The organism is Microbacterium sp. OR21 (genome assembly GCF_047306785.1).
Taxonomy (GTDB): Bacteria; Actinomycetota; Actinomycetes; order Actinomycetales; family Microbacteriaceae; genus Microbacterium; species Microbacterium esteraromaticum_E.
In genome coordinates this window covers 683,804-709,548 of sequence record NZ_JAZEXJ010000003.1, presented here as the reverse complement: position 1 = coordinate 709,548, position 25,745 = coordinate 683,804, and the positions used below count along the sequence as shown (strand labels likewise).

The 25,745-nt window shown below is 69.5% G+C and carries 22 protein-coding genes; 17 read left to right on the top strand and 5 right to left on the bottom strand.

Annotated features, from left to right (window positions below; translation table 11 throughout):
• Positions 1 to 16: 16 nt before the first annotated feature.
• Positions 17 to 1,285: an ATP-dependent Clp protease ATP-binding subunit ClpX gene (clpX, locus tag V2S04_RS12000; protein ID WP_413638649.1), complete on the top strand. Its 1,269-nt coding sequence runs from the start codon at positions 17 to 19 to the stop codon at positions 1,283 to 1,285.
• Between the two features lie 5 nt (positions 1,286 to 1,290).
• Complete coding sequence (locus V2S04_RS11995) at positions 1,291 to 1,842, top strand: NUDIX hydrolase (protein WP_413638648.1); 552 nt, start codon at positions 1,291 to 1,293, stop codon at positions 1,840 to 1,842.
• Between the two features lie 12 nt (positions 1,843 to 1,854).
• Here the strand turns inward: V2S04_RS11995 and V2S04_RS11990 are convergent, their stop codons facing one another.
• Positions 1,855 to 3,909, bottom strand: a complete 2,055-nt coding sequence (locus V2S04_RS11990; protein ID WP_413638647.1) for a M3 family metallopeptidase — start codon at positions 3,907 to 3,909, stop codon at positions 1,855 to 1,857.
• A gap of 23 nt (positions 3,910 to 3,932) precedes the next feature.
• A complete protein-coding gene (locus tag V2S04_RS11985) occupies positions 3,933 to 4,841 on the bottom strand; it encodes a LysR family transcriptional regulator (protein WP_413638646.1) in 909 nt (302 codons plus the stop codon).
• Positions 4,842 to 4,927: 86 nt separating this feature from the next.
• Here V2S04_RS11985 and tdh point away from each other — a divergent pair, with 86 nt between their 5' ends.
• The 4 genes from tdh to V2S04_RS11965 all read left to right on the top strand — a co-directional run bounded on the left by tdh (position 4,928) and on the right by V2S04_RS11965 (position 8,067).
• Entirely contained in the window at positions 4,928 to 5,971 is a 1,044-nt protein-coding gene (gene tdh, locus V2S04_RS11980; protein WP_413638645.1) for an L-threonine 3-dehydrogenase, read from the top strand.
• 9 nt (positions 5,972 to 5,980) lie between these two features.
• Positions 5,981 to 7,159 carry a glycine C-acetyltransferase gene (locus tag V2S04_RS11975; protein WP_413638644.1) on the top strand — a complete coding sequence of 393 codons (1,179 nt, stop codon included), beginning with the start codon at positions 5,981 to 5,983 and terminating at the stop codon, positions 7,157 to 7,159.
• A 75-nt stretch (positions 7,160 to 7,234) separates the two neighbouring features.
• Positions 7,235 to 7,846 carry an ArsR/SmtB family transcription factor gene (locus V2S04_RS11970; RefSeq protein ID WP_413638643.1) on the top strand — a complete coding sequence of 204 codons (612 nt, stop codon included), beginning with the start codon at positions 7,235 to 7,237 and terminating at the stop codon, positions 7,844 to 7,846.
• Between the two features lie 2 nt (positions 7,847 to 7,848).
• A complete protein-coding gene (locus V2S04_RS11965) occupies positions 7,849 to 8,067 on the top strand; it encodes a hypothetical protein (protein ID WP_413638642.1) in 219 nt (72 codons plus the stop codon).
• A gap of 27 nt (positions 8,068 to 8,094) precedes the next feature.
• On the opposite strand, the gene V2S04_RS11960 is transcribed toward V2S04_RS11965, so the two are convergent.
• A complete protein-coding gene (locus tag V2S04_RS11960) occupies positions 8,095 to 8,316 on the bottom strand; it encodes a hypothetical protein (protein ID WP_413638641.1) in 222 nt (73 codons plus the stop codon).
• Between the two features lie 2 nt (positions 8,317 to 8,318).
• On the bottom strand, positions 8,319 to 10,892 hold the full coding sequence (gene valS, locus V2S04_RS11955; protein ID WP_413638640.1) for a valine--tRNA ligase: 2,574 nt from the start codon (positions 10,890 to 10,892) through the stop codon (positions 8,319 to 8,321).
• A 163-nt stretch (positions 10,893 to 11,055) separates the two neighbouring features.
• Here valS and V2S04_RS11950 point away from each other — a divergent pair, with 163 nt between their 5' ends.
• The 11 genes from V2S04_RS11950 (at position 11,056) to ndk (ending at position 24,810) form a co-directional block, all read left to right on the top strand.
• Complete coding sequence (locus V2S04_RS11950) at positions 11,056 to 12,675, top strand: ABC transporter substrate-binding protein (protein WP_413638639.1); 1,620 nt, start codon at positions 11,056 to 11,058, stop codon at positions 12,673 to 12,675.
• Position 12,676: 1 nt separating this feature from the next.
• Complete coding sequence (locus tag V2S04_RS11945) at positions 12,677 to 13,642, top strand: ABC transporter permease (RefSeq protein ID WP_413638638.1); 966 nt, start codon at positions 12,677 to 12,679, stop codon at positions 13,640 to 13,642.
• Positions 13,639 to 14,448, top strand: a complete 810-nt coding sequence (locus V2S04_RS11940; protein WP_413638637.1) for an ABC transporter permease — start codon at positions 13,639 to 13,641, stop codon at positions 14,446 to 14,448. The genes V2S04_RS11945 and V2S04_RS11940 overlap by 4 nt, the downstream gene beginning before the upstream one ends.
• Positions 14,445 to 15,929 carry an ATP-binding cassette domain-containing protein gene (locus V2S04_RS11935; protein WP_413638636.1) on the top strand — a complete coding sequence of 495 codons (1,485 nt, stop codon included), beginning with the start codon at positions 14,445 to 14,447 and terminating at the stop codon, positions 15,927 to 15,929. The genes V2S04_RS11940 and V2S04_RS11935 overlap by 4 nt, the downstream gene beginning before the upstream one ends.
• 108 nt (positions 15,930 to 16,037) lie before the next feature.
• Entirely contained in the window at positions 16,038 to 17,765 is a 1,728-nt protein-coding gene (locus V2S04_RS11930) for a carbon starvation protein A (protein ID WP_413638635.1), read from the top strand.
• A 4-nt stretch (positions 17,766 to 17,769) separates the two neighbouring features.
• Positions 17,770 to 18,054 (top strand): cory-CC-star protein, encoded by a 285-nt coding sequence (locus V2S04_RS11925; protein ID WP_099196465.1) that lies wholly within the window; start codon positions 17,770 to 17,772, stop codon positions 18,052 to 18,054.
• Positions 18,045 to 19,010 carry an ArsA family ATPase gene (locus V2S04_RS11920; protein ID WP_413638634.1) on the top strand — a complete coding sequence of 322 codons (966 nt, stop codon included), beginning with the start codon at positions 18,045 to 18,047 and terminating at the stop codon, positions 19,008 to 19,010. The genes V2S04_RS11925 and V2S04_RS11920 overlap by 10 nt, the downstream gene beginning before the upstream one ends.
• A 263-nt stretch (positions 19,011 to 19,273) precedes the next feature.
• Positions 19,274 to 22,630, top strand: coding sequence for an isoleucine--tRNA ligase (gene ileS / locus V2S04_RS11915; RefSeq protein ID WP_413638633.1), 3,357 nt, complete (start codon positions 19,274 to 19,276; stop codon positions 22,628 to 22,630).
• A complete protein-coding gene (locus V2S04_RS11910; RefSeq protein WP_413638632.1) occupies positions 22,627 to 23,979 on the top strand; it encodes a bifunctional folylpolyglutamate synthase/dihydrofolate synthase in 1,353 nt (450 codons plus the stop codon). Before ileS ends, V2S04_RS11910 begins: the two co-directional genes overlap by 4 nt.
• A complete protein-coding gene (locus V2S04_RS11905) occupies positions 23,976 to 24,392 on the top strand; it encodes a DUF4233 domain-containing protein (protein WP_413638631.1) in 417 nt (138 codons plus the stop codon). Before V2S04_RS11910 ends, V2S04_RS11905 begins: the two co-directional genes overlap by 4 nt.
• A gap of 1 nt (position 24,393) precedes the next feature.
• Positions 24,394 to 24,810, top strand: coding sequence for a nucleoside-diphosphate kinase (gene ndk / locus V2S04_RS11900; RefSeq protein WP_071643142.1), 417 nt, complete (start codon positions 24,394 to 24,396; stop codon positions 24,808 to 24,810).
• Between the two features lie 71 nt (positions 24,811 to 24,881).
• On the opposite strand, the gene V2S04_RS11895 is transcribed toward ndk, so the two are convergent.
• The gene (locus V2S04_RS11895) at positions 24,882 to 25,493 is read right to left on the bottom strand and encodes a vitamin K epoxide reductase family protein (RefSeq protein WP_099196469.1); all 612 of its coding nucleotides are present in this window, start codon (positions 25,491 to 25,493) and stop codon (positions 24,882 to 24,884) included.
• Positions 25,494 to 25,745: the final 252 nt, after the last annotated feature.

The window sequence follows — 25,745 nt, the reverse complement described above, 5'->3', positions numbered from 1 at the left end:
CCCGAGGAGGACGCGCATGGCACGCATCGGTGAAAGCGCTGATCTGTTCAAATGCTCTTTCTGCGGAAAGAGCCAGAAGCAGGTGCAGCAGCTCATCGCCGGTCCCGGCGTGTACATCTGCGACGAGTGCGTCGAGCTGTGCAACGAGATCATCGAAGAGCGCATGGCCGAGGCCGGCAGCGGTCCCGTGGCCGACTTCGAGCTGCCCAAGCCCCGCGAGATCTTCTCGTTCCTCGAGGAGTACGTCGTCGGACAGGACGCCGCGAAGCGCTCGCTCGCGGTCGCCGTCTACAACCACTACAAGCGCGTCCGTGCTCGCGGCACGATCCAGTCCGCCGAGCAGAAGGCGGAGGAGGTCGAGGTCGCCAAGAGCAACATCCTCATGCTCGGTCCCACCGGCTGCGGCAAGACCTACCTCGCGCAGACCCTGGCCAAGCGGTTGAACGTGCCGTTCGCCGTGGCCGACGCGACGGCCCTGACCGAGGCGGGCTATGTGGGCGAGGACGTCGAGAACATCCTGCTCAAGCTGCTGCAGGCGGCGGACTACGACACCAAGCGCGCCGAGACCGGCATCATCTACATCGACGAGATCGACAAGATCGCACGCAAGGCGGAGAACCCGTCGATCACCCGTGACGTGTCGGGTGAGGGCGTGCAGCAGGCGCTGCTGAAGATCCTGGAGGGCACCGTCGCGTCGGTCCCGCCGCAGGGCGGTCGCAAGCACCCGCACCAGGAGTTCCTGCAGATCGACACGACCAACGTGCTGTTCATCGTCGCGGGTGCGTTCGCCGGCCTCGAGGACATCATCTCGGCACGGGTCGGCAAGCACGGCGTCGGCTTCGGCGCCCCGCTGCACGACAAGGGCAAGGACCTCGATCTGTTCAGCGAGGTGCTGCCCGAGGATCTGCACAAGTTCGGCCTCATCCCGGAGTTCATCGGCCGCCTGCCGGTCGTCACCTCCGTGTCGCCGCTCGACCAGGATGCCCTGATCGACATCCTCACCGGTCCGCGCAACGCGCTCGTGAAGCAGTACCAGCGGATGTTCGAGATCGACGGCGTGCAGCTCGAGTTCGATGAGGACGCGCTGCGTGCCATCGCCGACCTCGCGGTGCTGCGCAAGACCGGCGCCCGCGGCCTGCGGGCGATCCTCGAGGACGTGCTCGGTCCGATCATGTTCGAGATCCCGTCCGCCGAGGACGTGTCGAAGGTCGTCGTCACCAAGGCCGCGGTCGAAGAGGGAGCGCCGCCCACCGTGGTGCTCTCCCGCAAGCGCAAGAGCGCTTGAGCTCGGTGGCCGTCGACAGACCGCGCCCCTGGCGGGTGGTCGGCACCCGCACCCTCCTCGCCGATCGATGGATCCGCCTACGGGCTGACGAGTGCGAGAACGACGCCGGGCTGGCGATCGCGCCGTACTACGTGCTCGAGTACGGCGACTGGATCTCGGTGCTCGCGCTCTCGTCGAACGACGAGGCTATCGTCGTCGACGAGTACCGACATGGCGCTGGTGTCATCGCACTCGGGACGATCGGCGGAGCCGTCGAACCGGGGGAGCAGCCGATCGCCGCCGCCCGTCGCGAGCTTCGCGAGGAGACCGGGTTCGAGGCATCCGAGATCGTCGACCTCGGCCCGACCTGGGCGAACTTCGGCAATCACACGAACCGCGTGCACCACTTCCTGGCGCGCGGCTGTGAGCGCGTCGGCGACCCTCAGCTCGACGAGAGCGAAGCCATTGCGGTTCACGTGATGCCGATGGACGGTCTCGGCGCGCACCTCCACCAGAGCTATCACCAGCTCACCTGGTACAAAGGCCGGGAGTGGCTCGCCGCCCACTCGGATCAGTAGGCGGCCGGCGGCTCAGGCCTGCAGCCCGCGGCGCGTGAGCAGCGGTCCGATCTCGGCATCGCGTCCGCGGAAGTCGCGGTATGCCTCGAGGGGATCCTTCGAGCCGCCGACGCCGAGCAGACGGCGCCGGAAGCGATCGCCGTTCTCACGCGTGAGGCCGCCGTTCTCGCGGAACCACTCGACGGTGTCGGCGTCGAGCACCTCGCTCCAGATGTACGAGTAGTACCCGGCGCTGTATCCGCCCGAGAACACGTGGGCGAAGTAGGTCGACGAGTAGCGGGTGGGCACGACGGGGTTCAGCAGACCGATGTCGGCCAGAGCGTCGCGCTCGAACCGCGCGACATCGCCCACCGTGGAGCCTGCGGCGATGCGGTGCCACGCCTGGTCGAGCCACGCGGCCGCGAGGTACTCGCTTGTGGCGTGCCCCTGATCGAAGGCCTGCGATGCGCGCAGCCGGTCGACGATGCCCGCGTCGAGCGGCTCGCCCGTCTCGTGATGGCGCGCGTAGTTGCTCAGCACCTCACTCCACAGAATCCACATCTCGTTGACCTGGCTGGGGAACTCGACGAAGTCACGGAACACGTTCGTTCCGGAGAAGTGCGGGTAGGTGACGCGGGCGAACAGCCCGTGCAGGGCGTGCCCGAACTCGTGGAACAGGGTGGTCACCTCGTCGAGGGTCAGCAGCGTCGCCTGCCCGTCACCGGGCTGCGAGACGTTCAGGTTGTTGACCACCACCGGGAGGGTGCCCCGCAGAGCCGACTGACCGACGATCGGATTCATCCAGGCGCCGCCGCGCTTGGAATCGCGCGTGTACAGGTCGAGGACGTACAGCCCGACCGCAGAGCCGTCGTCGTCATGGACCTCGAAGACCCGCGCGCCGGGGTGGTAGGCGATCAGATCCGCCCGCTCGGTGAAGCGGATGCCGTAGAGCTGTGTCGCGGCGAAGAAGACACCGTCGCGCAGCACCCGCTCCGCCTCGAAGTGCGGACGCAGCGCGGCCGTGTCGATGTCGTAGCGGGCCTGGCGGACCCTCTCGGTGTAGAAGGCCCAATCGTGAGCCTCAAGCGCGAACGGCTCGGCTTCGGTCTCGTCGATGATCCGCTGCAGCGCTCCGTTCTCGCGCTGGGCGTTGCGCGCCGCGGGAGCGGCCAGCTCCCGCAGCATCCGCTCCACCGCCTGGGGCGAGCCGGCGGTCTCGTCGGCGGTGACGTACGCGGCGTGCGAGTCGTAACCGAGCAGCGCCGCGCGCTCGGCCCGAAGCGCGACGATCTCGGTGAGCACAGCGCAATTGTCGTGCTCGTTCCCGCGAGAGGCGCGGGCGAGTGATGCCTGCATGATGCGGCGGCGACTCTCGCGCACCGTGAGGGATGCCAGATACGGATGCCCGCTGAACAGCGGCAGCGTGACCAGATATCGGCCTGCCATACCGCGCTCCGCCGCGGCGCGGGCGGTGGCGCTGAGCTCCCCCGCGGTGAGCCCGTCGAGCGCAGCAGGATCGTCGAACACGACCGCTAGTTCGTTGGTGTCGGCGAGCAGATTCTTCTCGAAGGTCGTGCCGAGCGTCGACAGGCGCTGATTCAGTTCCGTCAGCCGCGATTTCGCCTCGTCGTCGAGCCCCGCGCCGGCATGGCTCATCTCGCGGTAGTGGCGACGCACGAGGTACTGCTGCTCGGCGCTGAGATCCGGGCGCTCGCCGAGGCGCTCGTGCACCTGCGACACGCGCCAGTACAGCTGCGCGTCGAGTCTGACGGCGTCGTCATGGGCGGCCAGCAGCGGCGCCAGCCGCTCATCCACCTCCTGGATGGCGGGGGTCGCATCGGCCGAGCTCACGGTGAAGAACGCGTGCGAGACTCGGTCGAGCAGCTCGCCGCTGCGCTCCAGCGCCTCGATCGTGTTCTCGAAGGTCGGCGTCGACCGCGCGACCGTGATGACGCGGATCTCCGCGCGGTGCTCGTCGAAGGCGACCTGGAACGCCGGCAGATAGTGCTCGGGCCGGATCGCCGCGTAGTCGGGCATTCCGTACGGAAGCGTCGAGGGGGAGAGCAGCGGGTTCGTGGCCTCGGTCATGCCGTGAGTCTAAGTGCGGCCGGTCAGCCGCTGAGACGGCCCATCACGCGCTGCAGTCCCTCGACGACCAGCCGCACGCTGCGCCGGCGAAGGGTCTCAGGGCGGGCGAGGACGTCGATGAGACGGTGCGTGCTGACGCCGAGCAGGGGGATGCGCACGATCTCGCTGTCATCGACGCTGCGGGAGGTGAAGCGGGGGAGCAGCCCGATCACGTCACCGGCGGCGACGGCGGCGGCGACCGCGCCGTAGTCGTTGATGCGATGCTGCACGCGCGGGGCGACGTTGGCGACGGCGGCGATGGCTCCCAGCACGTCGTCGGGGGAGTAGCCGATGCGACTGGTCACCCAGCGCTCGCCGGCGATGTCGGCGGGCGAGACCGACGAGCGGGCGGCCAGCGGATGCGAGGCCGCGACCGCGACATCCAGCGGTTCGCGCACGAGGGTGAGGCTGCGCACCCCCTGCGCGGGCCAAGGTGCGGAGTGCTCCATCCGATGAGCGAGTACGAGGTCGTACCGCGCGGTCAGGGCGGGGAACTCGCTCTGCGCGACGTCCTCGTCGGTGAGCTGCACGGCGGGTGGATCCTGCTGCCCGGCGAGGTCGCGCAGCAGTGCGCCGAACAGGGCCTGACCCGCACTGTGGAAGCCGCTCACGCTCACCACCCCGGCGGAGTCCTGCTCGTACGCCTCCAGGGCGCCGCGAGCCGCGGCCATCGCATCCAGCGCTTCCCCGCCCGCTTCGGCGAGGACCTGGCCCGCGGCGGTCAGCACGAGAGTGCGACCCTGCCGCCGGGTGAGCGGCGTCCGGACGCCGCGCTGCAGTGCGGCGAGCTGCTGCGAGACCGCCGACGGCGTCACGCGCAGCGCCTCGGCGACGGCGGTGACGCTGCCGAGTGCGCCGAGCTCGCGCAGGATCTGCAGCTGATGGAGTTCCACGCACCCATCCTAGTTTCAGCAGAACTTAACGAACCATGCAGCAAGAGTCGGTTGCTCTACATCCGCGGGTGCGGTGTCATCGAAGCATGAAGGCACTGTTCAAGAGCGGGCCGCGCGCCGGCTTCGAGTTCGTCGAGCGCCCCGATCCGGTCGCCGGCACGGGCGAGGTGGTGACCCGGGTGCTGCGCACCGGCATCTGCGGCACCGATCTGCACATCCACCGCTGGGACGACTGGGCGGCATCCGCGATCGAGACGCCGCTGATCCCCGGGCACGAGTTCTACGGCGAGGTGGTCGAGGTCGGTCCGATGGTGCACGACATCGCGGTCGGCGACCGCGTGTCGGGCGAGGGGCACATCGTCTGCGGCACCTGCCGCAACTGCCGTGCCGGCCGCCGGCAGATGTGCATCCGCACGATCGGTCTCGGCCTGCAGCGCGACGGCGCCTTCGCCGAGTACCTCTCGCTCCCGGCCGCAAACGTCTGGGTGCACCACGACGATGTCACCCCGGAGCTCGGGGCGATCTTCGATCCGCTCGGCAACGCCGTGCACACCGCCCTGATGTATCGCGTGATCGGCGAGGACGTGCTGATCACCGGGTGTGGGCCGATCGGCCTCATGTCGATCGCCGTCGCCCGGCATGCGGGTGCGCGCTTCATCGTCGCCACCGACGTCAGCGCCCCGCGTCTGGACATGGCGACGCGGATGGGCGCCGACGCCGTCGTCGACGTCTCGCGGCAGGACATCCACGAGGCGCAGCGCGCGCTGGGCATGCGCGAGGGCTTCGACATCGGCTTCGAGATGAGCGGTGCGCCCTCGGCGCTGCCGGCGATGATCGACAACATGAACCATGGCGGGCAGATCGCCATGCTCGGGCTGCCCAGCGCCGGCTTCGACATCGACTGGGGCAAGCTCGTCACCCACATGCTGACCATCAAGGGCATCTACGGACGCGAGATGTTCGAGACGTGGAACGCGATGGGCGCCATGCTGCAGACCAGCGCCACCCTGCGCGAGGCGATCACCCGGGTGATCGCCGACGTGATCCCGGCGCGCGACTGGGAGCGCGGCTTCGCTGCCGCCGAGTCGGCGGGCACCGGCAAGATCATCCTGGACTGGACCGAGCTGTAAGGAGCTGTCATGTACACGACGTTCAAGGATCACCTGCAGAGCGAGCTGGCCGGCATCGAGGAGGCGGGCCTGACCAAGCGCGAGCGCGGCATCTCCGGTCCGCAGAAGGCCGAGATCATCACCGGCGGAACCGAGGTGCTCAACTTCTGCGCCAACAACTACCTCGGACTCGCCGACGATCCGCGCATCGTCGACGCCGCTGCGCGGGCGCTGCAGGAGTGGGGCTACGGCCTGGCGAGCGTGCGCTTCATCTGCGGCACGCAGGAGCAGCACCTCGAGCTCGAGCGCCGACTCGCCGCCTTCCTCGGCACCGACGACGCGATCCTGTACTCCTCCTGCTTCGACGCCAACGGCGGGGTGTTCGAGACGCTCTTCTCCGCCGAGGACGCGATCATCTCGGACGAGCTGAACCACGCGTCGATCATCGACGGCATCCGGCTGTCGAAGGCTCGTCGCCTGCGCTACCGCAACCGCGACATGGCTGATCTCGAGGAGCAGCTGAAGGCGGCGGCGGATGCCCGATTCCGGGTCATCGTCACCGACGGCGTCTTCTCGATGGACGGCTACATCGCCCCGCTGCGGGAGATCTGCGACCTCGCGGAGCAGTACGATGCCCTGGTCTTCGTCGACGACTCGCACGCCGTCGGATTCGTCGGCGAGAACGGCCGCGGCACTCCCGAGTTCTGCGGCGTCTCGGACCGGGTCGACATCTACACCGGCACCTTCGGCAAGGCCCTCGGCGGGGCGTCCGGTGGCTACGTCGCCGCGCACCGCCACATCGTCGCGCTGCTGCGCCAGCGCTCGCGCCCCTACCTCTTCTCGAACACGCTCGCGCCGTCGATCGTGGCGGGCACGCTGACGGCGCTCGATCTCGTCGAGGGATCGGCCGATCTGCGCGCGCGACTGATCGAGAACGCCGAGCTGTTCCGCCGGCGGATGAGCGAGGAGGGCTTCGATCTGCTCCCGGGCGAGCATCCGATCGTGCCCGTGATGTTCGGCGACGCCGCGCTCACCGCCCGCATCGCCGACGAGATGCAGCGTCAGGGCGTGTACGTCACGGCATTCAGCTTCCCGGTCGTGCCGCGAGGCGCTGCCCGTATTCGCGTGCAGCTCTCGGCGGCGCACACGCCCGAGCAGGTCGAGCGGTGCGTGACGGCGTTCGTCGCGGCACGCGACGCGGTCAGCTGAGCGACGGGATTCAGCGCTCTCGTCGATGCAAAGATACTCTTGCAAATACTTCTTTGCAAGAGTATCTTTGCACTCATGACGACGAACGAGCAGCAGGTCCGCACCCTCGATGCGAGGGCCCTGAAGGCGCTGGCGCACCCGCTGCGGGTGCGCATCTACGACCTGCTCAGCGAACGGGGGCCGCAGACCGCGAGCAGCCTCGCCGCGCTGATCGGTGAGACATCCGGAGCCACCAGCTATCACCTGCGGGCGCTGGCGTCGCACGATCTCATCCGCGAGGTGCCCGATCGGGGCACCGCGCGCGAGCGCTGGTGGGAGCGGCCGAAGGGACGCGTCGACATGCCCGGTCCCACTGAGGCGATGTCGCCGTCGAGCCGCGCCGCAGCGCAGATCGTCACGACCGAGTTCCTGCGCCTGCGTCACCAGACCCTGATGGAGTACATCAATCGTCCTGAGTCCGAGCAGCCGGACGGGTGGAAGGACGCCGGGCTCGTCATGACGACCATGCTCGACGTCACGCCCGAGCAGATGGCCGAACTGAAGCAGGAGCTGACTGCGGTCGTCGACGCCGCGGTCGAGCGCTACCGCGGGCAGGAGTCCCTGCCCGGCACCAGGCGCGTGTCGCTGCGCGCCGAGGTCTTCGATCTTCCCGCGGCGAGCAGTCGCGGCATCACGAACCAGGAGTGACCATGAGCACCGCGACTCTCTGCCTCGTATCTCCCACGCCCTTCGAGCGGCTGCTCCAGCAGATCGCCGCGGGTCTCACCCGTCATGTCGAGCGACGAATCCTCGCCAGGGCGGAACGCCGCGAGCTCGCACTCGACGTGCTTCGCGAGCAGCAGACCAGGCGGCACGACCCGCGCCAGGTCGATCACCTCCTCGCGACCGTCGGACTCCCGCGTCGCTGATCCCGCCGGCGATGGGCGCGGAGGGGATCAGTCCTCGAAGGGGCGGGCGACGACCTCACCGGATGCCGTGAGCAGAACCTCCCAGCCGGCATCCAGCTCGGCGATCGGCCGACCCTCCAGCCAGGTGAGGGTCCAGTGCGCGCGGGTGCCGCTGAGAGTCGCATCGACCTTGGCGATCGCGGGGCGCAGCTGCGCGGGAACGGAGGCCGGCGGTTCGGCGCCGGCCTCCCACCTCGTGCCGAGCTGCATGATCAGGCCTCCGCCGGCGCCAGCTCGATCGCCGTGACGGTCAGTTCGTCAGCCTCGGCGAACTCCAGCTCCGCGATGCGGCCGACGGCGCGCAGGTCGTCGGCGGCGGCGCGCAGCGCGTCGATCTTGGCGGCGGGCGCGGCGATGGTGGCGGTCGCGACCGGCGTCTTCTGCGAGGCCTTCGACTCGGTCTTCGCCCGACGGATGCCGATCAGCGCCTCGCTGGCCGTGGCGAGCACCGCGGTGTCGCCGTCGATCTCCAGCGGCTCGGGCCACGAGGCCGTGTGGATCGAGCCGTCCTCGAACCACGACCAGGCCTCCTCGGTCGCGAACGAGACGATCGGAGCGAGCAGACGCAGCAGCGTCGACAGCGCCAGGCGCAGTGCGAGGGCGGCCGAGGCCTGACCGACATCGGTCTGGTCGTATGCGCGCTCCTTGACGAGCTCGAGGTAGTCGTCGCAGAACGTCCAGAAGAACGCCTCCGTCACCTCGAGGGCCTTCGCCTGGTCGTAGCCCTCGTACGCCTTCGTCGCCTCGCGCACCACCTGGTCGAGGGCGGTGAGCATCGACGCGTCCAGCGCATGTGTGACCTGCGCGCCCTCGGGGACGGGGAAGGACAGCACGAACTTAGCGGCGTTGAGGATCTTGATCGCCAGACGGCGACCGATCTTCACCTGCGTGGGGTTCTGCGGGTCGAACGCCGCGTCCATGCCGAGCCGGCTGGATGCCGACCAGTAGCGCACCGCGTCGGAGCCGTGCTTCTCGAGGATGTCGGCGGGGGTGACCACATTGCCCTTCGACTTCGACATCTTCTTGCGGTCGGGGTCGACGATGAAGCCAGAGATCGCGGCGTTGCGCCACGGCGAGCGCTGGTCCTCGAGCGTCGAGCGCAGCATGGTCGAGAACAGCCAGGTGCGGATGATGTCCTGCCCCTGCGGGCGCAGGTCGAACGGCGCGACGGTGTTCCACAGCTCCTCGTCGCGCTGCCAGCCGCCGGCCAGCTGCGGGGTGAGCGACGACGTCGCCCAGGTGTCGAAGATGTCCTGCTCGGCCTCGAATCCGCCCGGCACGCCGCGCTGGTCCTCGGTGTAGCCCTCCGGCACGTCCGTGGTCGGATCGATCGGCAGGCTCTCGAGCGAAGGCGTCAGCACGCGGTCGTAGTCGCGCTCGCCGCTCTCGTCGAGTGCGTACCAGACTGGGATCGGCACGCCGAAGAACCGCTGGCGCGAGATCAGCCAGTCGCCGGTGAGACCGCCGACCCAGTTCTCGTAGCGCACGCGCATGAACTCCGGATGCCAGCTCAGCTCGCGCCCGTTCTCGAGCAGCTGCTCGCGCAGCTGCGGGTCGCGGGCGCCGTTGCGGATGTACCACTGGCGGGTTGAGACGATCTCGAGCGGACGGTCGCCCTTCTCGAAGAACTTCACGGCGTGGTTGAAGGGCTTGCCGACCTCGAGCAGGTCGCCGGATGCCTGCAGCTGCTCGACGATGGCCTTCCGGGCGCTGAAGACGGTCTTGCCGGCGAGCTCGGCGTACGCGGCGCGGCCCGCCTCCGAGACGATCGCCTCGGGCGCGTCGGCGAGCACGCGGCCGTCCTTGCCGAGGATCGTGCGGTTGGGCAGGTCGAGCTCGCGCCACCAGATGATGTCGGTCACGTCACCGAAGGTGCAGATCATCGCGATGCCGGAGCCCTTGTCGGGCTGGGCGAGGTGGTGCGCGAGCACGGGCACCTCGACGTCGAAGATCGGGGTGCGCACGGTCTTGCCGAAGTACGGCTGGTACCGCTCGTCGTCGGGGTGCGCGACCAGGGCCACGCATGCGGGCAGCAGCTCGGGGCGGGTGGTCTGGATCTCGATGTCACCCGAGCCGTCGGTCTTGTGGAAGGCGACCCGGTGGAAGGCCGCCTGCTGTTCGCGGTCCTCCAGCTCGGCCTGCGCGATCGCCGAGCGGAAGTCGATGTCCCACAGCGTGGGCGCGAGCGACTGGTACGCCTCGCCGCGCTCGAGTCCGCGCAGGAACGCGAGCTGGCTCTGGCGGATCGTGTCGTCGGAGATCGTGCGGTACGTCTGGGTCCAGTCGACGCTGAGGCCGAGCTGGCGGAACAGCGCCTCGAACTGCTTCTCGTCCTCGACGGTCAGCTTCTCGCACAGCTCGATGAAGTTGCGGCGGCTGATCGGCTGCTGGTCGGCCGCGCGTGAGGACTTGTTGTCGCCGCCCTCGAACGGCGGGGTGAAGTCGGGGTCGTACGGCAGAGACGGGTCGCAGCGCACGCCGTAGTAGTTCTGCACGCGGCGCTCGGTGGGCAGGCCGTTGTCGTCCCAGCCCATCGGGTAGAACACGTTGCGTCCGCGCATGCGCTCGAAGCGCGCCTTGATGTCGGTGTGGGTGTACGAGAAGACGTGGCCGATGTGCAGGCTGCCGGATGCGGTCGGCGGGGGAGTGTCGATCGAGTAGACGCTGTCGCGACCGGATGCCACCGCGCGGGCGCGGTCGAAGAGGAACGTGCCCTGGTCGGACCACCGCTCACCCCACTTCGCCTCGAGGCCTTCGAGCGCGGGCTTGTCAGGGATGCTGGACATGACGGTCTCCTCGAGCGATGTGTGCGGCACTGTGTGAGCGTGCCTGAGTGTGGGTTGTCCCGCGAGTCTACCGGGCGGGATCATCCGACTCGTAGATCGACCGAGTCCAAGAACCGCCGGTAGGATGGAGTCCTCCCCTTCCCGCACTCATCGAGGTTCCCGAATGCCGTCTCTTCCCGTGCGCCGCCTTCTGCCCCTTGCCGCCCTGGCCACCGCATCCGCTCTTCTGCTCAGCGCCTGCGCCGGACCGGCCGACGGCGGCGGCGCCGACGACGCCGAGCTCATCTGGGCGATCGAGGGTGCGAACCTCTCGGCCGGCCACATGGACCCGCAGACCAGCCAGCTCGACGTGTCGAGCATGGTGCAGCGCCAGGTGCTCGACTCGCTCGTCTTCCAGGAGGCCGACGGCTCGTTCTCGCCGTGGCTCGCGAAGAGCTGGAAGGTCTCCGACGACGGGAAGACCTACACCTTCGAACTCCGCGACGACGTCACCTTCTCGGACGGCACGCCGTTCGACGCCGCGGCGGTGAAGGCGAACTTCGACCGCATCGTCGATCCCGCGACCAAGTCGGCGCAGGCCGCCAGCATGCTCGGCGGCGAGCTGTACGCCGGCACCGAGATCATCGGCGACCATACCGTCGAAGTCAGCTTCACTCAGCCGTACGCGCCGTTCCTGCAGGCCGCGAGCACGGCCCAGCTCGGCTTCTGGTCGCCGAAGGTGCTCGAGAGCTCCGCCGATCAGCTCGCCGCCGGCGGACCCGATGTGACGATCGGCACCGGTCCGTTCGTGCTCAGCGAGTACACCGCAGACCAGGAGATCGTCTACACCCGTAACGACGACTACGCCTGGGGACCGGACGGAGCCGAGGCGCCCGAGATCAAGACCCTGCGCGTCGAGCTGCTGCCCGAGGCATCCGTCCGCGCCGGCGTGCTCTCATCCGGCGAGGCCGACGTGGCCACGCAGCTTCCGCCGAACGTCGTCTCCGACCTCGGCGACGACATCACGGTGACCGCCAGGGAGTATCCCGGTCTGCCGTACTCGCTGTTCCTCAACGAGAAGCACGGCGTCTTCGCCGACCAGAAGGTGCGCCAGGCGTTCTCGCTGGCCATCGACATCGACGCGGCTGTCGAGGAGATCTTCTTCGGGGAGTTCCCCCGCGCATGGAGCATCCTCGGTCCGACCACTCCCGGGTATGACAAGGCGCTCGAGGGCAGCTGGCCGTTCGACGCCGACGAGGCGAACGCCCTGCTCGACGAGGCGGGGTGGACGCAGCGCGACGACGACGGCATCCGGATGAAGGACGGCAAGCGCCTCTCCGCCCGCTGGATCGCCTGGACCCCGATCTCCGACGACCGCACGGCGCTGGGCAACGCCATCCAGTCCGACCTGAAGGACGTGGGCTTCGAGATCGTCCGCGAGAAGCTCGAACCCGCCGCCTACAACGAGCAGTACGGCCCGAAGACGTACGACATCACCGACTGGGACTTCTCCGGCGTCGACGCCGACCTGCTGCGCAGCCACCTCGGCACCGACGGCTTCCAGAACGCCTCGCAGGTGAGCGACCCCGCCGTCGACGGGCTGCTCGAGCGCGGTCTCTCGACGTCGGACACGGCTGAGCGCGCCGAGATCTACACCGAGCTGCAGCAGTGGAACGCCGAGCACGTCGCGATCGTGCCGCTGTATGTGTCGTCGCTGATCACCGGCTCCGCGACCGGCGTCGAGGGCCTGGAGTACGACCTGTACGGCCGGCCGCTGTTCTACGACGCGAGCGTCAGCCGCTGACGTGCGGCGCGCCCTGATCCGGTTCGCCGGGATCGCCGCTTCGGCCGCGCTCGTCCTCTGGGGCGCGGCGACGCTGGCCTTCCTGGCGTTCCGGATCATCCCGGGCGATGCCGTCTCGGTCATGCTCGGTCCGCAGGCGAAGGTGAGCGAGGCCGTCAAAGCCGGAGTGCGGGCCGAGCTCGGCCTCGATCGCCCTCCGCTCGAGCAGTACGTGTCGTACATCGGGGGCGTGCTGCGCGGTGATCTGGGGACGTCGTATCAGCTCCGGATGCCCGTGACCGAGGTCATCGGGCGCCAGCTCGGTCCGACACTGCAGCTCACGGCGCTGGCGCTGCTGGTCGCCGTGATCATCGCGGTCGCCGTGGCGCTGCTGGCTCGGCGCGGGGTCGCGCGGGCGGTGGTCGTGACCGCCGAGCTGCTCGTGCTCTCCTCTCCGGTGTTCTGGATCGGCATCGTGCTGCTCGCGGTCTTCGCGTTCGGACTCGGGTGGTTCCCCGTCGCCGGCACCCGGAGTCCTGCCACGATCGTGCTGCCCGCTCTCACCCTCGCGCTGCCCGTCTCCGCACTGATCGGTCAGGTGCTGCGGGACGGCATCGACGACGCCGAGCGGGAGCCGTTCGCCGAGACCGTCCGCTCCCGCGGCGCCGGGCCGGTCCGTCTCGTGCTGAGGCACTCGCTCCGGCACGGCGCGGCGAGCGCGCTGACGCTGACCGCCTATCTGATCGGCTCGCTGCTCGGCGGTGCGGTGCTCGTCGAGACGGTGTTCGCCCGACCCGGTCTCGGCCGTGTCACCCTGACCGCGATCGTCGACCGCGACCTGCCGGTCGTCGCGGGGGTGATCATGCTGAGCGCGCTCGTGTTCGTCATCGTGAACGTGATCGTCGAGCTGCTGCATCCGGTCCTCGACCCGCGTCTGCGCACGGCCGTCGCGGCGTTCGAGGCCCCCGCCCTGCAGGAGCGGCGATGACCGCGCGGAGGGTGGGACTGTCCGTCGCGGTGGCGTTCCTCGCCTTCATCGCGCTCGCCGCCATCTTTCCCGACCTCCTCGCCACGCACGACCCGCTGCGCACCGACGTGCGGGCAGCACTCCAGGCGCCGGGCGGCGAGCACCTGTTCGGCACCGACCAGTCCGGACGCGACGTCTTCTCCCGCGTCGTGCACGGGGCGGGGCGGTCGGTCGGCATCGGGCTGCTCGCGACCGCACTCGCCGTCGGGATCGGCCTCGCGCTCGGCTCGCTGTCGGGTGTCGCCCCGCGGTCGGTCGACGCACTGACGATGCGCGCCACCGACATCCTGCTCGCCTTCCCCGAGTTCCTCATCGCCCTGATCGTGGTGGCGGTGCTCGGCCCGGGATCGGTGAACGTCGCGATCGCCGTGACGATCGCCGCCGTGCCGGTGTACATCCGCCTCGCGCGCACGCAGACGCGCACGCTGCGCATCGCCGAGCATGTCGAAGCCGCGCGCATCCTCGGAGTCGGACCGGTGCGCACCTTCACCCGGCACGTCATGCCGGGTGTGCTCGGATCGCTCAGCGTGCTCGCCACCATCGGCATCGGCTCGAGCATCCTCGCCGCCGCCGGTCTCAGCTTCCTCGGCCTCGGCCCGTCCGAGCCCGCGCCCGAGTGGGGGCTCATGCTCTCGGGCGGTCGCAATGTGCTCGGCCGGGCATGGTGGATCTCGGTGTTCCCCGGGCTCGCGATCACCCTCACCGTGATCAGCGCGACGGTCGTCGGCCGCGCACTGCGCGCCCGAGCCGAGGGGAGGCGCGCATGAGCGCCGTGCATCTGCGGGGACTGCGCATCGAGATCGGCGGCCGCGCCGTGGTCGATGGGGTCGACCTCGACGTCGCACCGGGGGAGTGCGTCGCCATCGTCGGCGAGTCCGGCGCCGGCAAGTCACTCACCGCCCGCGCCCTGCTCGGGATGCTGCCCGACGGGGCGCGCATGACGGTGGACGAACTGAGTGTCGACGGCGCGGACGCGTTCGGCCTCGACGAGAGGTCGTGGCTGGCGCTGCGAGGTCGGCGGATCGCACTGGTCTCGCAGGACGCGCTCGCCGCGCTCGACCCCCTGCGCCGGATCGGACGCGAGGTCGCCGAACCGATGGAGATCCACCGGCTGCATGAGGGACATCGCGATGAGCAGGTGGTGCGCCTGCTGGCATCCGTCTCGCTGCCCGAGCCCGAGAGACGGGCGCGCAGCCGCCCGCACGAGCTGTCGGGCGGGATGCGCCAGCGAGCGCTGATCGCATCGGCGCTCGCCGCCGATCCTGCCGTGCTGGTCGCCGACGAGGCGACGACCGCGCTGGATGCCACCGTCCAGGCCCGCATTCTCGCCCTGCTGCGATCGGTCGCCGATGACGGACGAGCCGTGCTGTTCATCAGCCATGACTTCGCCGCGGTGCGGCGGGTGGCCGATCGGGTGCTGGTGATGCGCGAGGGGCGCATCGTGGAGCACGGAACCGTCGCGGAGGTGATGGCGTCGCCGCACGAGGAGTACACCCGCGCTCTCGTCGAGGCGAGCGCACCGCGGCCGCGCACACCGAGCGATCAGGCGGGCGAGGTGCTGCTGCAGGTGCGCGACGTGTCGAAGCGATTCGAACGGCCCGCGGTCGTCGGAGCCTCGTTCCGGCTCGAATCGGGGAGCACCCTGGGCATCGTCGGCGAGTCGGGCTCTGGAAAGACGACCCTCGCGCGGATGCTGCTCGGCGTCGAGCGCCCCGACAGCGGCTCGATCGAATGGGCGAGCGCGCGGCGGGTGCAGCTGGTGCACCAGAATACGCTGGGCGCCTTCGACCCGCGCTGGACGATCGGCCGGTCGATCGCCGAAGCGCTGCAGGCCGCAGGGGTGCCTCGCGGCGATCGGCCGGGAGCCGTGGCGGGACTGCTGACCGAGGTGGGACTCGATGAGGCTCTTGCCCGACGGCGCCCGCGGCAGCTCTCCGGAGGGCAGCGGCAGCGCGCGGCGATCGCCCGCGCGCTGGCCGCCGATCCGCAGGTGCTGGTGCTCGACGAGCCGGTGTCGGCGCTGGATCCGACCGTGCGCGCCCGAGTGCTCGCCCTGCTCGCACGGCTGCAGCTCGAGCGGGATCTCACGATGGTGTTCGTCTCGCATGATCTCGCCGTGATCGCGGCGGTCTGCGACGACGTGCTGGTGATGCGCGACGGCGTGATCGTGGAGCAGGGACGAGTGGCCGATGTGTTCGCCGAACCTCAGCATCCTTTCACCCGTGAGCTGCTCGCCGCCGCTCGGTGAACGACAGGATCGGCCGCGCGGGCGAGTCGGCTCCCAGCGAAATCCCAGGTCTCGCTATGGTGGGGCGCAACAGCGACGACGAAGCCGCTGCCGAAAGGAAGCTCCGCAATGACTCCCGTTCTCCTCATGTTCATCGGACTGGCGATCTTCGCCGTCGGATACCTGGTCTATTCGAGATACCTGGCCAATCGGGTCTATCGACTCGACGCATCGTTCGCGACCCCCGCTCATGAACTCAACGACGGCGTGGACTACGTGCCGACGAACAAGTTCATCCTCTGGGGCCACCACTTCACCTCGGTCGCGGGCGCGGCCCCCATCGTCGGACCTGCCATCGCGGTGATCTGGGGATGGGTTCCGGCCTTCCTCTGGGTCACGATCGGCACGGTCTTCTTCGCCGGCATGCACGATCTCGGCGCGCTGTGGGCCTCGACCCGCAACAAGGGGCGGTCGATCGGCGCCCTCTCCGCGCGATATATCGGCAAGCGGGGTGCGGGCCTGTTCCTGGTCGTGATCTTCCTGCTGCTGCTCATGGTGATCGCCGCCTTCGCCGTGGTCATCAAGAACCTGCTCATCTCGACGCCCAGCGCGGTGATCCCCACCTGGGGCGCGATCGTCGTCGCGCTGCTCGTCGGCGTGGCCGTGTACCGCCTGCGCTGGCCGCTGCTGCCCGTCACCGTCGTCGGCGTCGTCACGCTGTACGCGCTGATCGTGCTCGGCGATCAGGTGCCTGTCGTGCTTCCCGACGACTTCCTCGGCATGGGGCCGGCGACCTTCTGGATCCTGGCGCTGTTCGTCTACGGCGCCATCGCCTCGCTGCTGCCGGTGTGGGTGCTGCTGCAGCCGCGCGACTACATCAACGGGGTGCAGCTCTTCGTCGGGCTGATCCTGCTGTTCGGATCCGTGCTCACCGCGACCCTCTTCTCGGGCGCCGCGCCCGAGATCGTCGCCCCGGCCATCAACACGGCTGTTCCCGACGGCACGCCGAGCATGGTGCCGCTGCTGTTCGTCACCATCGCGTGCGGTGCGATCTCCGGCTTCCACGGCATGGTCTCGTCGGGCACGAGCTCGAAGCAGCTCGATAAGGAGACCGACGCGCGGTTCGTCGGATACTTCGGCGCGGTCGGCGAGGGCCTGCTCTCGCTCGGCACGATTCTCGCGGTGATCGCCGGGTTCCGCACGGTCGCCGAATGGGACGAGGTGTACAGCGCGTTCGGCGCAGGAGGCGTCGGAGCGTTCGTCACAGGCGGCGGTGAGCTGATGCAGGCGGGCATCGGACTGCCCGCCTCGCTCAGCGCGACCGTGCTGGCCACCATGGCGGTGCTCTTCGCGGCGACGACCATGGACACCGGGATGCGCCTGCTGCGATTCGTGGTGCAGGAGATCGGCGACTCGATGAAGCTGCGGATCACGAAGGTGCCCGCGACGATCGTCGTCGTCGTGGTCGGCCTCGGACTCACCTTCTCGCAGGGTCTGGGCGGCGACGGCGGTCTGCGCATCTGGCCGCTCTTCGGCACGACCAACCAGCTGCTCGCATCGCTGACGCTGTCGATCATCGCGGTGATGCTGATCCGCAAGCGTCGCAACCCGCTGCCGGCGCTCATCCCGCTGGTGCTGGTGTTCGTGCTGTCGTTCTGGGCGGCCATCGAGCAGCTCGCCTCGTTCGCCGATCCGGCGAAGGCCGACTGGCTGCTGTTCGGCCTCGACGTGGTGATCATCGCCTCGAGCGTGTGGGTGGCCGTCGAAGCGGCCATCGCGATGCGCAAGGCTGCGACCGACCCGCCCGAGGCCGAGGATGAGGACGCCCGGCTCGAGGCGGTGCGCGAAGAGGTCTGATCCGATGTCATCCCGCGAGGCGGTCCGGCGTCTGCGACGACGCTGGGCCGCCTTCCGGCGGGGGCTCGCCGAGTACTACGCGGGCCCCTACCGGCAGACACTGGCTCGAGAGCGCCGTGATGAGGACGACCTCTTCGCCCTCATCGTGCTCGGCGAGGCGCTCGGGGTGCCCGATCCCGCCGCGTACTACAGCGCCGAGCTGATGCCCCTGCTCGCCGCGGACTTCCATGCCTGGCATCGCCGCATGGGCATGCCCCGCTCACCCCTGGATCACGTCACATGCTGCTAGACGCCCTGCGCCGCCCGCTGCTGTTCGTCGGAGGCAAGGGCGGCGTCGGCAAGACCTCCCTGGCATCCGCTCTCGCTCTCGCCCGCGCCCGCTCGGGGGAGCGGGTGCTGGTGATCTCGACCGACCCGGCGCACAACCTCGGCCACCTCTGGCGCATCGAGGTGGGGGATGCTCCGGTGCGGTTGGCGGAGGTCGGCAGCGGGACGGTCGACGGGGTGGAGATCGACCCGCACGCCACGATCGACAGGCATCTGGCGGCTGTCGAGCGCACCATGCTGAGCATGCTGCCCGAGCGCCAGCACGCGCCTGCTCGCGCCCACCTCGAGCGCGCCCGTCATGCTCCGGGCAGTCACGAGTCGGCGGTGCTGGAGCGCATCGCGGAACTCGTCGAGTCAGGGCAGCGCGACTACGACGCCGTGATCTTCGACACCGCTCCCTCCGGGCATACGCTGCGCCTGCTGGCCCTGCCGGGACAGCTCGCGGGCTGGACCGAGACGCTGCTGCGCAACCGCGATCGCTCCGAGCGCTTCTCCGCGGCCATGCGCGGACTCACGGGGGCGCCGGACGCGCAGGCTGAGGCGCAGGGCGACCTGCGCCGCGCGCTGCAGCGCCGGCGCGATCGCTTCGATGCGATGCAGCAGGCGGTGACCGATCCGGCACGCTGCGCGTTCGCGGTCGTGTTCACCGCCGAGGCGCTTCCGGTCGCCGAGACCCTGGAGGTGGTGGACAACCTGCGGGAGATGGGCGTCGCCGTCGGTGCCCTGATCGCCAACCGGCGCTCGCCCGCCGATGCCGGCGAGCTGCTCCACGCCCGCCGTGACGTGGAGGACGCCCACCTGCGTCACGTGCGCGGCGCGGTGTCCGACGCCCCGGTGTTCGAGATCCCCCTCATGCCGGGCGAGCTGACCGGCGCCGATGCGCTGGCGGCGCTCGCCGACCTGCTCGAGTCCGCGTAGCGCGCCTCGCCCGGTCGGGCGGATGCGCGAGGTCCGACGGCCGCGTAGAATGGCCGCACAAGCTGTGATCCGGCCATCACCGGGGAGCTCTCGGAAGAAAGGTCCTCGGACCGACTAGAACCGAGCGGGGCAGGCCCGTCAGCGCCGCAGTGAGAGTGGCTTCGCGAGAGGCACGCAGGGTGGTACCGCGGTTCGTGCGTGAGCACGGGTCGTCCCGGCAGCAGCATCCGCCCAGCCATCAGCACCGACCACTGCGAGAGACGATGACCTACCCGCGCTCCTCCTTCGGCGCAGCCGCCGACGCCGTCACCCCGAGCCCGCGCTTCCCCGAGATCGAGCGCGAGGTGCTCGATTTCTGGAGGACCGACGACACCTTCCGGGCCTCCATCGCGCAGCGCGACGGCGCCGACGAGTGGGTCTTCTACGACGGCCCCCCGTTCGCCAACGGCCTGCCGCACTACGGGCACCTGCTCACCGGGTACGCGAAGGATGTCTTCCCTCGCTTCCAGACCATGCTCGGCAAGAAGGTCGACCGCGTCTTCGGCTGGGACACGCATGGTCTGCCCGCAGAGCTCGAGGCGATGAAGCAGCTCGGCATCACCGAGAAGAGCCAGATCGAGGAGATGGGCATCGACGTCTTCAACGCGAAGGCGCGTGACTCGGTGCTCACCTACACCCATGAGTGGCAGGACTACGTCACCCGCCAGGCCCGCTGGGTCGACTTCGAGCGCGGATACAAGACGCTCGACCTGGGCTACATGGAGAGCGTGCTGTGGGCCTTCAAGACGCTGTACGACAAGGGCCTCGCATACGAGGGCTACCGTGTGCTGCCGTACTGCTGGCGCGATGAGACCCCGCTGTCGGCGCACGAGCTGCGCATGGACGACGACGTGTACAAGGACCGTCAGGACCCCTCGGTCACCGTCACCTTCCCGCTGGTGGGCGCCAAGGCCGAGACGCTCGGGCTCACGGCCGTCCGCGCTCTCGCCTGGACGACCACCCCGTGGACCCTGCCCACCAACCTCGCCCTCGTCGTCGGCCCCGACATCGAGTACGTCGTGCTGCCGGGCGGACCGAACGGCGCCGCCGACATCGTGCCGGGCGACGACCCCGCTGAGAGCGATGCGCACCGCTATCTGCTCGCCCGCGACCTGCTGGGCGGCTACGCGAAGGACCTGGGCTACGAGAGCGCCGACGACGCGCTCGCCGCGGTGCAGCAGACCGTCCGCGGTGAGGACCTCGACGGCGTCGCGTACGACCGACTGTTCGACTACTACGCGGACGCCGAGACCTGGGGCACCGAGAACGCCTGGCGCATCCTCGTCGACGACTACGTGACCACCACCGACGGCACCGGCATCGTGCACCAGGCGCCCGCCTACGGTGAGGACGACCAGCGGGTGACGAACGCCGCCGGCATCCCGACGATCATCTCCCTCGACGACGGCGGGCGCTTCCTCCCGTCGGTCACCGATGTCGCCGGTCAGCTGTGGATGGATGCGAACACCCCGCTCATCCGCCTGCTGCGCGCGGCGGGACGGATGCTGCGCGAGCAGAGCTACGTGCACTCCTACCCGCACTGCTGGCGCTGCCGGAACCCCCTGATCTACAAGGCCGTCTCGAGCTGGTTCATCCGCGTCACCGACATCAAGGATGACCTCCTCGCGAACAACGAGCAGATCACCTGGGTGCCCGAGAACGTCAAGCACGGCCAGTTCGGCAAGTGGCTCGAGGGCGCTCGCGACTGGTCGATCAGCCGCAATCGCTACTGGGGCTCACCCATCCCGATCTGGAAGAGCGACGATCCCGAGCACCCGCGCGTCGACGCCTACGGATCTCTCGAAGAGCTCGAGCGCGACTTCGGCACGCTGCCGCGAAACCCCCAGGGCGAGATCGACCTGCACCGCCCGTACATCGACGACCTGACCCGTCCGAACCCCGACGACCCGACCGGCCGCAGCACGATGCGCCGCATCGAGGACGTCTTCGACGTGTGGTTCGACTCGGGATCGATGCCGTACGCGCAGGTGCACTACCCGTTCGAGAACCAGGAGTGGTTCGACTCGCACTCGCCGGCCGACTTCATCGTCGAGTACATCGGTCAGACCCGCGGCTGGTTCTACGTGATGCACGTGCTCTCGACCGCCCTGTTCAACCGCCCGGCGTTCACCGGCGTCAGCTGCCACGGCATCGTGCTCGGCAGCGACGGCTACAAGATGTCGAAGTCGCTGCGCAACTACCCCGACGTCAGCGAGGTGCTGGACCGGGACGGATCGGATGCCATGCGCTGGTTCCTGATGTCGAGCTCGGTGCTGCGCGGCGGCAACCTCGCCGTCACCGAGGAGGGCATCCGCGCCGGAGTGCGCGAGTTCATCCTGCCGCTGTGGAACTCGTGGTACTTCTTCGCCACCTACGCCAACGCGAGCGGCGGATACCAGGCCTCCTGGCGCGTCGACAGCACCGATGTGCTCGACCGGTACATCCTCGCGCGCCTCGGCGACCTCGTGCGCGAGGTGCGCGCCGACCTCGAGGGTCTCGACTCCACCACGGCATCCGCGCGTCTGCGCGACTTCGCCGAGGTGCTGACCAACTGGTACATCCGCCGCTCCCGTGACCGCTTCTGGGAGGGTGTCGGCGACGACCCGAAGAGCCGCGAGGCGTTCGACACGCTCTACACGGTGCTCGAGACGCTCACCCGCGTCGCGGCTCCGCTCGTGCCGCTGATCAGCGAGCGGGTGTGGCAGGGTCTCACCGGCGGGCGCAGCGTGCACCTGACCGATTGGCCGGATGCCGACGCGTTCCCCGCGGCGGACGATGTGCGCGACGCCATGGACGCGGTCCGCGAGCTCTCCAGCGTCGGCAACGCGCTGCGCAAGAAGGAGAAGCTGCGCGTGCGCCTGCCGCTCGCCCGGCTCACCGTCGTGTCGCCGCTCGCCGCCGACCTGGCCCAGTTCGAGGGCATCCTGCGCGAGGAGCTCAACGTCAAGTCCGTCGAGCTCGTGCAGCTCGCCGAAGCCACCGCATCCGAGTACGGCATCAGCCACCGGCTCAGCGTCAACGCCCGCGCCGCGGGCCCGCGTCTGGGCAAGGAGGTGCAGAAGGTCATCCGCGCGGCGAAGGAGGGCTTCTGGACCGAGGAGGACGGTGTGGTGACCGCCGACGGCATCGCGCTGGAGCCGCACGAGTACGACCTGGTGCTCGAGACGTCGGGTCGCCCCGAGGGGGAGGCGCTGGCACTGGTGCCGATGGGCGGATTCATGCTGCTCGACACCGTCACCACGCCCGAGCTCGAGGCCGAGGGAATGGCCAGAGACGCCATCCGCGTCGTTCAGGAGGCCCGCAAGAACGCCGGTCTCGATGTCAGCGACCGCATCGTGCTGGCGCTGAATGTCTCCGCCGAGAACGCCGCGGCTCTTCAGCATCACGCCGACCTGATCGCCGGCGAGACCCTCGCGGTCGGACTCGCGGTGCAGGCCACTGACGAGATCGACGAGCTGGCCGAGAGCATCGGCAGCCCCGGCGACGGCGTGTTCCGCACGAGCGCCAAGGCGCTGGGAGCGCAGAAGGCCACGATCATCGTCACGATCGACTCGAACGTCTCCGAGGGGGTGGCTCGATGAGCGATGCGCAGCGGGCCGACATCGTCTACGAGAAGCTGCTCGAGCGGGCGGGCGAGAGGTGGGTGCAGCCCCGCAAGGAGCGGGTCGCCCGCATCCTGACCCTGCTCGATGATCCGCAGCGCACCTATCGCGTCGTGCACATCACCGGTACGAACGGCAAGACCTCGACCGCGCGCATGATCGAGAGTCTGCTGCGCTCGCACGGGCTGCGCACGGGGCTGTTCACCAGCCCGCATCTCAAGCGCTTCACCGAGCGGATCATGATCGACGGCGAGCCGATCGCGGATGCCGCGGTCGCCGACGCGTGGGACGAGATCGAGCCGTTCGTCGGCATCGTCGACGCCGAGCTGGAGGCTGCGGGGGATGCGCCTCTGACGTTCTTCGAGCTGCTCACGGTGCTCGCGTTCGTCGCCGCGTCGGACGCACCCGTCGATGTGCTCGTGCTCGAGGTCGGCATGGGCGGGTCGTGGGATTCGACGAACACCGCCGACGGTGACGTCGCGGTCTTCGCGCCGATCGACATGGACCACGCCGACCGTCTCGGCGACACCATCGAGGCCATCGCCGAGGTGAAGGCGGGCATCATCAAAGACGGCGCCGCCGTCGTCTCCGCCGAGCAGAAGCCCGAGGTCGCCGCGGTGCTGCGCCGGGTCGCCGCCGAGAAGGACGCGACGGTCGCGTTCGAGGGCGAGGAGTTCGGGCTCAGTGCGCAGAAGCTCGCCGTGGGCGGTCAGCTGATCAGCATCCGAGGGCTCGCGGGCGAGTACGCCGACGAGTACCTGCCGCTGTACGGCGCCCACCAAGGGCATAACGCCGCCCTCGCGGTGGCCGCCGTCGAGTCGCTCATCGGCGGCGCATCACAGCGCATCGTCGGCGACATCCTCGCCGACGGACTGCAGAACACCACCTCGCCGGGCCGGCTGCAGCTGGTCGGCATCGCGCCGACCGTGGTGGTGGATGCCGCGCACAACCCGCACGGCGCCGCGGCCCTCGCGCGCTCTCTCGACGACAGCTTCGACTTCGACGAGTGGGGTCTCGTGCTCGGCGTGTTCGCCGACAAGGATGCCGCGGGCATCGTCGACGAGCTGCTGCCGCAGGTCGCCGAGGTGTTCGCGACGGCACCCGACTCGGATCGGGCGGCGGATGCGGATGCCATCGCCGACCTGGTCGAGGAGCGCGGACGCCGCGCGAGCGTGCACCCCACCCTCGCCGACGCCGTCGACGCGGCGCGCGAGTGGGCGGCGTCGGCCGATCGACGCGCTGTCGTAATCGCCGGCTCGATCGTGCTGGCCGGTGAGGCTCTGCTGCTCTCGGAGGAGGAGGACTGGAAGTCGGGGTGGCGGGCATGAGCGCCCGCAGCACGCCCGCGGCGCGTCCCGCCCGTCCGCCGCGGACGCTGGTGCAGAAGCTCGGCTCGATCGTGCTCGGCTTCGAGGCCGTCGGCGCGCTGCTCGCGGGCCTCGTGATCTTCGGGCTCGACGCGCTGCCTGCGGGCATCCCGTCATGGTGGGGCATCGTCGCCGGCGTCGTGGTCGCCATCGCCCTGATCGGCGTCGCCGGGTCGATCGCGAAGCCCTGGGCGATCCCTGCCGGATGGGTGCTGCAGGGCGTGATCGCCCTCGGCGGCGTCTTCGAGCCCGCGATCATCTTCGTCGTGCTGATTTTCGGCGGCATGTGGGCGTATGCGACGATCGGTGGGGCCCGCATCGACCGACAGCGGCCGGCGGGCCCGCCGGCAGAACCTCACACAGAGAGCGAATGACATGGCCACTGAAGAAACCCTCGTCCTCGTCAAGCCCGACGGCGTCGCCCGCGGCCTGACCGGCAGCATCCTCGCCCGCATCGAGGCCAAGGGCTACGCGCTCGTCGACCTGCGTCTGGTCGAGCCCGACCGCGACCGCCTTGCGGCTCACTACGCCGAGCACGAGGGCAAGCCGTTCTACGAGCCGCTCCTCGAGTTCATGATGTCGGGCCCGTCGGTGGCCATCCGCCTCGCCGGCAACCGGGTCATCGAGGGCTTCCGCTCGCTCGCGGGCACCACCGACCCGACCACCGCAGCGCCCGGCACCATCCGCGGCGACTTCGGCCGCGACTGGGGCCTGAAGGTGCAGCAGAACCTGGTGCACGGCTCGGACAGCCCGGAGTCGGCCGCGCGCGAGCTCGGCATCTGGTTCGACTGAGCGAGACCAGTCCAGACGAGAAGAGGGATGCCCGCACGGGCATCCCTCTTCTCGTCTGTCCGTCGCCGGTGTCAGAAGACCATGTCGATGACCTCGCCGAGCAGGTCGAGGCCGGCGAGCTGAGCCATGGCGATGATGATCGCGTAGGCGAGGATGGTCGCCAGCGGCACCCAGACCATGAGCCGACCGGCGCGCTCGCGCGCCGCGGCTGAACGTCCCAGTGTGCCGTTGCGCACCAGGTGCACCGCAGTGGCGAAGAAGGTCGGGATGGTGACGGCCCACGTCGCCATGCACCACGGGCAGAGGGTGTGCAGGTTGTAGATGCTCTGGCCGATCAGCCAGCACACGAAGATGAACGCCCCCAGCACGCCGACGCCGAACGCGCCCCAGAACCACCGAGGGAACCGCACGCCCGCAAGCACGGCGACGCCCATCACCAGCACGGCCATCCATGCGGTGACGCCGATCAGCGGGTTGGGGAAGCCGAAGACGGAGCCCTGCCACGATCCGAGGTTCTTATCGCACTGCAGCATGACGCTCACGTAGCAGCTCGTCGTCTCGCCCGGGTTCTCGAGCACGTAGAACTTCTCCAGGGTGAGCTGGAAAGCGGCCCACCACCCGAGGATCGCGGCGACGATGAGCCAGATTCCGTATCCGACATGGCGGGGGCGCGGCGTGGTCATGGCGCGATTATCCCAGCGGCGCCTATGCGGCTCGGGAGAATCGCGGCGCGCGAGCCGGACGCGTTCTGTCGTCGGGGGCCGGTAGTGCGATAATGGCTGAAGACGACGTCGCGTTGACCCGCGACCGAATCGACAAGACTTCGGGGTCATGTGCCCCAGGTGGTCGCGCCAGTGAGCCGATCACCAGCCGATCGAGTTCGCGGCCGCTGTTTCGCCGCACGAGTTTTCGCGGCGCACGCAGTGCCCGCGCAG